7 protein-coding genes and 1 pseudogene are annotated in these 10,276 nt (G+C 68.2%); 6 read left to right on the top strand and 2 right to left on the bottom strand.

Going from position 1 to position 10,276, the window contains the following annotated elements; translation table 11 throughout:
• Together IZR01_RS44725 and IZR01_RS44720 are read left to right on the top strand one after the other, a co-directional pair.
• Nucleotides 1-1,028, top strand: a 1,028-nt coding sequence (locus tag IZR01_RS44725) for a hypothetical protein (protein WP_228561285.1), incomplete at its 5' end; no start/stop codon positions are given.
• Between the two features lie 47 nt (nt 1,029-1,075).
• Nucleotides 1,076-1,537 (top strand): DUF3237 domain-containing protein, encoded by a 462-nt coding sequence (locus IZR01_RS44720; protein WP_194898667.1) that lies wholly within the window; start codon nt 1,076-1,078, stop codon nt 1,535-1,537.
• Nucleotides 1,538-1,692: 155 nt separating this feature from the next.
• On the opposite strand, the gene IZR01_RS44715 is transcribed toward IZR01_RS44720, so the two are convergent.
• Nucleotides 1,693-2,883, bottom strand: coding sequence for a Fic family protein (locus IZR01_RS44715; protein ID WP_194927377.1), 1,191 nt, complete (start codon nt 2,881-2,883; stop codon nt 1,693-1,695).
• A gap of 171 nt (nt 2,884-3,054) precedes the next feature.
• Here IZR01_RS44715 and IZR01_RS52755 point away from each other — a divergent pair.
• Nucleotides 3,055-3,231, top strand: a pseudogene (locus IZR01_RS52755) (MarR family transcriptional regulator); the annotation flags it as partial.
• A gap of 165 nt (nt 3,232-3,396) precedes the next feature.
• Nucleotides 3,397-4,437, top strand: a complete 1,041-nt coding sequence (locus IZR01_RS44705) for an alpha/beta fold hydrolase (protein ID WP_194898670.1) — start codon at nt 3,397-3,399, stop codon at nt 4,435-4,437.
• A 71-nt stretch (nt 4,438-4,508) separates the two neighbouring features.
• Here IZR01_RS44705 and IZR01_RS44700 read toward each other — a convergent pair whose 3' ends face one another.
• The gene (locus IZR01_RS44700; protein ID WP_194927376.1) at nt 4,509-6,257 is read right to left on the bottom strand and encodes an alpha-galactosidase D; all 1,749 of its coding nucleotides are present in this window, start codon (nt 6,255-6,257) and stop codon (nt 4,509-4,511) included.
• 187 nt (nt 6,258-6,444) lie between these two features.
• On the opposite strand from IZR01_RS44700, the gene IZR01_RS44695 reads away from it, so the two are divergent.
• Nucleotides 6,445-9,810, top strand: coding sequence for a glycosyl hydrolase family protein (locus IZR01_RS44695; protein ID WP_194927375.1), 3,366 nt, complete (start codon nt 6,445-6,447; stop codon nt 9,808-9,810).
• A gap of 150 nt (nt 9,811-9,960) precedes the next feature.
• Nucleotides 9,961-10,251 carry a hypothetical protein gene (locus IZR01_RS44690; protein ID WP_194898673.1) on the top strand — a complete coding sequence of 97 codons (291 nt, stop codon included), beginning with the start codon at nt 9,961-9,963 and terminating at the stop codon, nt 10,249-10,251.
• Nucleotides 10,252-10,276 lie beyond the last annotated feature (25 nt).

The raw sequence follows: 10,276 nt of genomic DNA, 5'->3' as shown, positions 1-10,276 counted from the left end.
CCGCTGGTGCCGGCGGTGGTGCGGCTATCGGTGCCGCTGCTGGTGCTGGTGCTGGCGCCGGTGCCGCTGCCGCTGCCGCTGCCGGTGTCGGCGTTGGCCTCGGCCTCGGCGCTGCTGGTGTCGGCGTCGGCGCTGCTGGTGCCGCGGCCGCTGCCGGCATCGGAGACAGCGCGGGTGGCGTCTTCCCCGCGGCGATGGACGGCTTCATCGGCACCCCGGCCGGGTCGGGCGGGTTCGCGTTCAACCCCGTCGTCGGAACCATCGCCCAAGCCCCGATCCCGTGGCGCCGCGACCTGGACGTCGCCGAAGCCGAGGCCTGCCTGCTGGTCGGACGCCTCCTGTGGGACGCGGCCGGCCGCCGCGACACCTCGGCCGCCGAAGAGTTCTTCGACCGCGCCGCCCGCCGAGCCGCCCAGGCCGGCGACTCGGTCATGCAGGTCACCGCGGCCCTGCGCGCGGCCTTCGTCGGCCTGTACGGCGGCGACCCGCGCGCCGGGGTCCGGCGGTGCGTACAAGCGGCCGTCACCGCCGCACCGGTCAGCGAGGCCCTGTTCGCCCTGGCCCGTCTGCACGCAGCCGAAGGCCACGCGATCCTAGGCAACGCCGCCGAATGCGACCGCGCCCTCACCACCGCACGCGGCGCGATGGCGGCGATCAGCGCCGACGACCCGGCCCCCGGCGTATGCCAGCCCCGCACCTACCAGCGCCTGTCCGGCGCCGCATACCTGGCCCTAGGCCGCTACACCGAGGCGCGCGCCGCGCTCACGCTGGCCGCCGCGCGCTACGAGCCCGGCAAGAAGCTGGCTCTGGTACTGGCCCAGCTCGCCCTCGCCTGCCTCGGCGAAGGCGACACGGCCGTGGCCCAGAGCCACCTGTGGACCGCGATCGACTTGGCGGAGATGACGCAGTCGTCCGGGGCGCTGGCCGTGGCGTTCCGCGCGGGGCGTGAGATCGTGCGCGCGAGTGGGGGAACGGCCGAGGCGTTGGCGATTGTGGATCGGCTGCTGACGGTGCTCGCCACAGGCTGATCGCAGCCCTCGATCACCGAACCGGCGCACCGACTACCATCGGCTCCATGATCGACCTCGAATACGAGATGACCTACCGCGAGACGATCGAAGGCCCGCTCGCCCCCACCACCGGCGCCCCACTCGGCGACCGCCTCTGCTGGCAGGTCACCACCGCCACCCTCAAGGGCGACCGCATCGACGCCACCCTGGCGATGCCGGGCACGGACTGGATGCGCCTGGGCCCGGACGGCCTGCGCCGCCAGGACCTGCGTGTCCAACTCACCACCGACGACGGCGCTACCATCCTGTTCCACTACGACACCGGCTTGATCCGCCCGAGCGAAGCCTTCCTGCGTGCGCTGCGCGACGGCGGCGGCACGGACTGGGCCGATCAGTACATGCGCATGGTGCCCGAGTTCGAGGTCGCCGATGGGCCGTACTCGTGGCTGAGCCAGAACGTTTTCGTCGCTGAGGGGCGGATTGCGGACACGCTGACGATTGAGTATCGGATCTATCGGGTGCTTTAGGGTGTCGAGCCGGCTGCCGTCGAATTGGGGCAGCTATGCGAACCGATGAGCTGTTCTTTGCCCAATTAGCTGTTCTTGGCTTCGTCCCAGTGCAGGACGACCGCAAGTTGTCTATCGGGGCGGCCTGGACTCAGATTCTTGTAATGGGGTCCGCCCTATTGAGTCGCAGGAAATTGTGTATTGATCTCCTCGGCGAGTTTTGGACGCATCCACGGATACGGGTCAACCAAGGGGCGCCTTTCGCCAACGATCTTCTGCCGGATCTCCTTGATCTGCGGACCGGCAGTGTAGTAGCGGCCACGCCCACTCCCGCTGGCTTCAAGTAGGCCGAGTTCAGCCAGCTGCGCCAGGTCGCGAGTTGCGGTATGCCCCTCGACCTGGGCCCTTTTCATGTAGCCGCCACGGCGTACTCGATAGCCGATCCAGGCATCAAATAGCGCGTCCATGACGCGTTCTGGCAGCTTTAGCCCTTCCCGGATCGCGTCAAATGCCACCCATGCGTCGCTGACCTCCTGGATGCGTCGGGCAACCGTCTGTGCCTGCATATGATGTGCGCGAAGGCAGAATGACAACCACAGATGGGCATCCGGACGTGGGGCCCATTTTCCGTGACCAGTGTGAGCGAGAGCTGCATAGTAGTCGTCGCTGTTGGCTCCGAGCCACTCCTCGATTGAGGAGAAGGTGGGTTCCCCAATATCGGACCGGGTGAGCACAAGGGTGGCGACGGCACGCCCCATACGGCCGTTGCCGTCGCGAAATGGATGGATCATGACCAAGTTTAGGTGCGCCATGGCTGAGCGGACTACGGGGTCAGAACTGATGCCTGTATGCAGGCTTTCAATAAGGGCACCCATCAGTTCGGGAACGGATTCAGCATCGGGGCCCTCGTGCACAATCTGATCAGTGCGGTCGTTGTGTACGTAAATGGGGCCTTTGCGCCAATGCCCTGGGGACTTCGAAGGCTCGTGCTGGAGTAGCATAAAGTGCATTGCCTTGATCTCGGCGACGTCGAAGTCCGTTTCACGGTCGGACCCGAGCGACAGGACATACTCCATCGCACGCTGGTAGCCCTTGATTTCGGCAAAGGTCTTTTCGTCGGCAGACAGCGGTTCCTCGTCGTCGAGTGCGGCCGCCGCGTCGTCCTCTGCAACGTTAATGCCCTCGATGCTGTTGGAGCCTTGAATGGCTTTGGCCCGGGCGGAGCGGCGCAAGCGACCCTCCCACCGTTTCGGAGTCTTGAGCGCGTGGCGCAGCTCCTTGCGCATCTGGTGGATCTCGGCGAGCACTGCGTCATCCTCGCTGGTCAGCCGGGGTGCTGTGTAGAGCTGTAGCGATGTTGCTTTCATGTAAACATGATACTCGAACGATGTCGAGTTAAACTAGACATTGGCGGGGACGTCCCGACGCGCACCCGGTCGTCTCGCGTCCACAACCAGGCGTCCCGATCGCCACGAGGCTTCTACTCGCGGCGGGCTGCAATTTGCCCAGTCGACTGGCGCGCGGTCGTTCTTAGATCAGGTCTGTCCGAGTACGGGGCACTGGGCTTCCTCGACCAGGCCGACAAGGGCGAGCTGCGCATGACCGAACTCGCGGACCGCCTCGGTCTCAACCAGAGCTCGGTCACCCGCCTGGTCGGCCGGCTCAACGCTGCCGAGTTCACGTACCGCGACCTGTGCCCCGACGACAAGCACGGTGCTTGACGAGCTCGCCGTCGCCGATTCGGCGCACGCGGCGATCATCGCGACCGCGCGTCGGGCGGCGTGACCGCGGCCCACTCCTTCGTACGTTCCAGGGAGTAGCCGAGGTATCCCTCTTCCGGCCGACGACGGAGTACGACGGTGCCAGCGAAGATCGCAGGCATGGCGGTGGATGAGTCAGGCGTCGAGAGTCTGGAACCGGAGCGGCAACACGAGGAGCCGCCGGAGCAGGATGACGCGCTCCACCTACCCCGCCGCCCCTGGCACCGCCGGGTCCTGCGCCGCCTGGCCAAGACCGTCGCCGTGGTGCTCGTGACGCTGACCATGCTCTCGGTTCCCTACAACGCCTACACCGCCGACCGCGTCGCACCCCCGCCCGGCCTGGCCTACGTCGAGGCCGACGGCATCCACACCCGCTACGCGGAATGGGGCACCACCGGCTCCCCGATCGTCCTGGTCCACGGCGCCTTCGAAGACTCCGACACCTGGCAAGATCTGGCCACGCTGCTCGCGCAAAACCACCGCGTCTACGCCCTGGACCTCACCGGTTCCGGCTACAGCCAGCGCGTCGCCCCCTACACCACGCAACACATGGCCGCCCAACTCAACGGCCTCGTCACGGCCCTGGGTATCGACCACCCGCTCCTGGTCTCGCACTCCAGCGGCGCAGCCGTCGCCGCCGAAGCGGTGCTGGAGACGCCCCACACCTACAGCGGCCTGATGTTCCTGGACGGCGACGGCCTGCCGATCCCGAGCCCGCCCACCTGGATCCTGGGCCCGCTGCGCACCTCCGCGCTCCGCCTGGTCCTGCGCTCGGACTGGGCCATCCGCACCATCTACGCCTCGCAATGCGGACCGGCCTGCCCGCGCCTGGACGCCGCCGGCGTCGAGCGGTTCCGGCGCCCGCTCCAAGTGGCCGGAGCCGAACAGGGCCTGTGGGGCACGATCGACAACATCGGCGGGCCGGGACTGCCGGCGTCCCGGCTGGCCCAACTGCGACAACTGTGTCTGCCGAAGGCGGTCACCTTCGGGGCTCAGGACTCGATGTTCGCCGCCAACGCGCCCGAGACCGTGGCCGCGAACATCGGCGCACCGGCACCGACGGTGATCCAGGGCGCGCACCACCTGTCGCTCATCTCGAACCCGGCTCAGGTGGCCGCTTCGGTGGAAGCGCTTGTGGCACGCGCCGAGCCGGCCTGCTGATTAGCAACAGGCCGGCTCGGCGGGATCAGGGCGGTCCGCTCCCATCAGCTCGCCGCCCAGGTCGGCTCGCCTCAACTCACCGTGATCGCATCCAGATCCGGCGCGTAAGCCGTGTCATTGTGGAACTTGATCGTGTTGGCCCCGGCGTTGAGCTGCACCGTCACACTCGCGCTGGCCGGCGTCGCGAAACTGCTGCCGCTCACCGTCTCCACGACGTCCGGCCCGCCGTTCACGCTGATCGAGAAGCTGCGGCTCCCGCTGACCAGATACGCGATCGTCAGCGTGTGGCTGCCGGCCGCCGCCTCGGTGATCCCGTTGATCGTCACGGAGTTCGCCGCGCCGTTCCCGATGTACCCGACCTTGTGCCCGCCGGAGCAGGCCGCGCACGTCGCGACCCGCGCCGCCCCCGCGAGCGTGTTGCCCGCCGCCTCGGCCTCGATCGTGACGCCGCCGCCGCCGCTTCCGGACGGCACCACGCGGATCAGCTTCACCGCGCCGGGGCCGAGGTTCACGCTATACGTGCCGCTCACGCTGCCCAGCGAAGCGCCACTCCACAGATCCGTCGCGGTGCCACTCCCCGAGATCCCGGCCGCCGAGAGCGGGACGCTGACCGTCGTCGAGTCCGTGCCGCTGTAGTTGAACAACCCGATGACGACGCTGCCGTCCTTCTCCTTCTTGCTGTAGACCTGCTGGTTCCCGTTGTCCACGATCCGCGAGGCGTCGATCGCGTCCTGGTCCACCGCCAGCACCCGGCGGTTCTTCAGATACCCGAGCTCGGTCGCGTTCAGCTGCGTCAGATCCGTGCCCAGGATCAGCGGTCCGGATCCCAATGCCCACAAGCTCATCTGCGACTGCTGCTCGGCGTCGGTGAGCCCGGTGGCCGAGCCGTTGCCGACCTCCAGCGAGTCGTAGTCGTTGAACGCGCCCGGCCCGCCGTCCGGCTGCCAGGACGCGACCTGCCCGAACCGGGTCTGTACGTGGGTCCAGTCGGTCAGCGTTCCGGGCGTGGTGCATTTGGTGTAGCACTCGATGTCGCCGCTGGTGCGCCAGCCGTTGGAGTACTGCTTCCACGTCGCCGCGCTGCCGATCGCCAGGTTGTTGGACAGCTCCAGGTGGATCGGCCGCCCGGTCTGCACCAGCGCCTTGGACCACGCCTGGATGTCCGGCACGTCCGGGGTGCCGACGCCGTCGATCTTCACGTAGTCCACGCCCCAGGACGCGAACTCGTCGGCCCAGGAGTCGATGAACTGCTGCGCGCCCGGCTTGCTGTAGTCGATGCCGACCATGCCCTTGCAGTTGTAGTTCTTCTCCGCGGTCGTGGTCGCTATGTCTTTCACGTGGTAGGACGTGCCGAGTATCGCGCTGTTCTGCGCGACCGCCTGTTGGGAGACGCCGGGCGTGACGTAGAGGCCGAACTGGAGCCCGTCGGCGTGCACATGATCGGCGACCGCTTTGATCCCGTCGGTGCTGCCGGACGCCGGGAACTTCGTGGTGTCGGTGACCCAGCGGCCGTTGGCGTCCACATTCGGGCCCTGACTCCCCGGGCACTGGTACCAGAAGTCGTCGAGGTTGACGTACTGGAAGCCGGCCGCCGCCAGCCCGGACGCCTTCATCGCGTCGGCCTGGGCGTCGACCTTCGCGGCGGTCGGGTCCTTGCGGACCGAACTCCAGCTGGACCAGCCCAGGGCCGGGGTCAGCCCGACGCCGTTGTTCTCGGCGTGCGCCGGGGCGGCGGCCCCGATCGGCGGCAGCACCGCGGCCACGACCGCCAGCCCGACGCCCGCGATCCAGGTCTTGATTCCCAGCGTGCGTAGCCCCATTGCCGGCTCCCGGTAGTAAAGTTGTCTAACACGATCCGCCACGCAAGGTACTGCGATGAGGGCGGGGCAGCAAGGGTCGGATGAATGATCTCGGAAGTCGATGGTCGATCACCACAAAACCCTGTTTAACTCAAGTCAACTCCCTTCCCCATTGCCGAAACCTCTGATGTTTGCTTGACTCCGGCGCATGACGAAGCGCTCTGTGCCGCTCGGTATCAGATCTCTAATCACCGCCGCGGCGACGGTATCCCTGCTCGGCGCAGCCGGATTCACCGCTGTCAGCCAAGCGAGCCCGGCCACGTCCCACCCGGCCACCTCCCACCCTCCGGCGGGAATCGTCGGCCAGGTCTACGTCTCGCCCGGCGGCAGCGACGGCAACCCCGGCACGGCCGCCGCCCCGGTGCAGACGATCGGCAAAGCCCAAGCCCTGGTCCGCACACTGAACCAGAACATGAACGCCGACCTGACCGTGGTCCTGGAAGACGGCTTCTACCGGATGACCAGCCCCCTGACCCTCACCGCCGCCGACTCCGGCACCAACGGCCACACCGTGCACTGGACCGCCGCCACCGGCGCCCACCCGGTCCTGGCCGGCTCGGCGCAGATCACCGGCTGGCAGCCGATGAGCGCCGGCAGCCCGATCTGGGTCGCGCAGGCCCCGGCGGGCCTGCAAACCCGGCAGCTCTACGTCGACGGCGCCCGCGCCTCGCGGGCCAACGGCACGCTCCCGGCCGCGCTCACCGGCCAGGACTCCACCGGCTACAGCGGCGGCGGCTCGACGATGGCCGCGTGGCGCAACCCCAGCGGCGCCAAGCCGCAGCTGGAGTTCGTCTACCGCGGCGGCCTCGGCGCGTGGACCGAGCCGCGCTGCCCGGTGGCGTCGTTCAGCGGCGCGGCCGTCGTCATGGCGCAGCCGTGCTGGACCAACTCCACGGCGCGCGCCGGGTCCTTCCCGGACGGCCGGGCCTACAACCTGGTGGGCCGCAGCTCGATCACCGAACAGCCGACGAGCGTGGAGAACGCCTTCCAGTTCCTCGGCGCGAAGACCCCGGGCCAATGGTTCCTCGACCAGGGTGACAGCAAGCTGTATTACGTCCCGCGTCCCGGCGAGACGATGAGCACCGCCGACGTCGAGGCGCCGGTGTTGCAGCAACTGGTCACCGGCGGCGGCACGGCCTCGGCCCCGCTGCGCGACGTCGCGTTCTCCGGGATCCAGTTCTCCTACGCGACCTGGCTCGGCCCGCAGTTCCACACCCAGGGCACCAGCGACGGCTTCTCCGAGATCCAGGCGAACTACCAGGTGACCGGTGCGAACGGGGCGGCCGCACAAGGTCTGTGCCACATCCCGCCACCGAGCTATACGAAGGGCACGTGCCCCTTCGGCGCGTGGACCCAGATCCCCGGCAACGTCTCGCTCACCTACGACCAGGGCGTCCAGTTCACGAACGACGCCTTCGTCCATCTCGGCGCCGCCGGCCTGGCACTCGGCGACGGTTCGCAGAACGACGTGGTGAAGGGCGACGTGGTCACCGACGTCTCCGGCAACGGGATCGAGCTCGGCAACGTCGACCAGCCCACCGCCACCGGAGCGTCGCAGACCTCTGGCAACGCCGTCACCGACAACCACGTCTTCGACGTCCCGGCCGAGTTCCACGGCGGCGTCGGCATCGACTCCGGCTACACCGCGCATGACACGGTCAGCCACAACCAGATCGACCACACCCCCTACACCGCGATCTCCCAGGGCTGGGGCGGCTGGCCGGACAAGGAGAAAGAGGCGCCGCAGGCGAACTTCTCGCGCGACAACGCCATCTCCGACAACCTCATCTTCGACCACATGGGCATGCTCAACGACGGCGGCGCCATCTACACGCAGGGCATCACCGGTACCTCGCTGGCCGACGGCGAGCATGTCACCGGCAACGACATCCACGACCAGACCGGCAGCGGCCACGTGATCTACACGGACAACGGCTGCACCTTCGAGACCATCACCGGCAACGCCGTCTACAACAACCCCGGCGCGCAGGCCTGGTCCTCCCGCCACACCGACTACGCCCCGGGCCACACCACCACCTACGACCCGACCGACGTCGAGGGCAACTACTTCGAGAACCCGGCCGGCTACACCACCGGCGGCGGCGTCACCGTCAAGAACAACACCACGATCACCAGCCCGAGCCAGATCCCGACCTCCATCACCGCGAACGCCGGCATCGAGTCCGCCTACCAGAGCATCCTGAGCTGGACCCAGGCACCGCTGCCCCCGGTCCCGGACCCGCACGCGGCCGTGGCGGTGTCGATCACCGTGAACCACGGCGTCGCGGGCACCGTCGGCACCGGCTTCGCAGGGTTCAGCTACGAGAAGGACCGCATCGGCGCCGGCCTGTTCGACGCGCACGACACCGCGCTGGTCAACCTCTTCCGCCTGCTGGGCCCCAGCTACCTCCGGATCGGCGGCAACGAGGTCGACCGGGTGAACTGGAACCCGGCCGGCACCGGCGGCTCGGCGACGGAGATCGCCCCCGCGGACGTCGACAAGCTGGCGGCCTTCGCCAAAGCGACGGGCTGGAAGGTCATCTACGGCATCAACCTCAAGACCAACACCCCCGCGAACGCCGTCTCCGAAGCCCAATACGCGGCCCACGCGCTAGGTAAGAACCTCGCCGCGTTCGAGATCGGCAACGAGCCGAACGTCTACGACAGCGAGGCCGCCTACGAGGCCTCGTTCAACACCTACACCGCAGCCATCCGCGCCAAAGTCCCCACCGCTGCCTTCGACGGCCCCGGCACCTACCGCCACGGCGCCTGGGACGCCCAATTCGCCGCCGACGAAAAGAAGAACGACCTGACCACGCTGTCGATGCACATGTACATCGGCAAGAACACCACGGCCACGATCCCCGGCATGCTCGCCTCCAACCCCACCAGCTTCGCCACCGACGAAGCGGCCATATCCGCGGCCAAGTCCACCAACGACATCCCGCAGTGGCGTATGACAGAGGCCAACTCCTACTTCGACGGCGGCGCGCCCGGCGTCAGCGACGTCGAGGCGGCCTCCCTGTGGTCCCTGGACTTCATGGAAGGCCTCGCCGCCCAAGGCGCATCCGGCGTCAACTTCCACGGCGGCACCTCCGGCCAGTTCCCCATCAACTACTCGCCGATCGTCTTCAACGGCCTCACCCCGACCGGCGTCCAGGGCGTCTACTACGGCGAACTCCTCTGGAAACTGGCCGGAACGGGTCCCCTGCACACGGCATCGGTGACCGGTGGCGCCGCGGTCTCGGCCTGGTCGATCGGCGACAACGTGTTCATCGACAACAAGGGCAGCGCCCCGATCACCACGACCATCACCCTCCCGGCCCCGGCAGCAACGGCACACGCCTACACCCTCACCGCACCGAGCCTCACCTCCAAGGCGATCACCATCGCCGGCTCCACGGTCAGCGGCACCGGCGCCTTCCGGCCCACTCCGACACCGGTCCCGGTGACCGGCGCGCGGGCGAGGGTCAGCGTGCCGGCCGGCAGCGCTGTGTTGGTGGTCGCGGGGTAGGGCATGGTCGACGCCTGAGACGACGCCTGAGACAAACAAGCCCTTGATCGAACCAATCCCGCACCCACTTAGGATGGCAACCCCAGGCCACCTCGACGGGAACCCGCAACGACGCGCTCACACGTTCCAGTGCGGCGTAGCGTCGTCCGCGTGCCAAACCCCGCAGACGTATTCCCAGGCTGGGAGCGACTAGAGTCCGACCTCTCCGCTGCCGCAGACGCCGGCGACGATGTGAAGCTATCCGCCGTCGAGGTACTGACGCTGCTCGGCGAGGTGCAGCGGCTGGGCCGCCGCCTGGACGGGGCGGCACGGCTGTTGCGGCAGGTGACGGACGGCAGGGGCTGCTGGGCGTCGGAGCAGGGCTACCTGCCGTGCGCGTTTCGTGGGGTCGACGGGTTCCTGGCCGAGCTTCCGAAGCGCCGATGGTGGTGGCGGCGCTAGGGGTGTTTGGGGTTCGGGTCTTTTT

The sequence above is a fragment of the Catenulispora pinisilvae genome, from assembly GCF_015356865.1.
Classification (GTDB): Bacteria; Actinomycetota; Actinomycetes; order Streptomycetales; family Catenulisporaceae; genus Catenulispora; species Catenulispora pinisilvae.
Note: the sequence above shows the minus strand (reverse complement) of the source record. Positions and strands in the feature narration are given on the sequence as shown.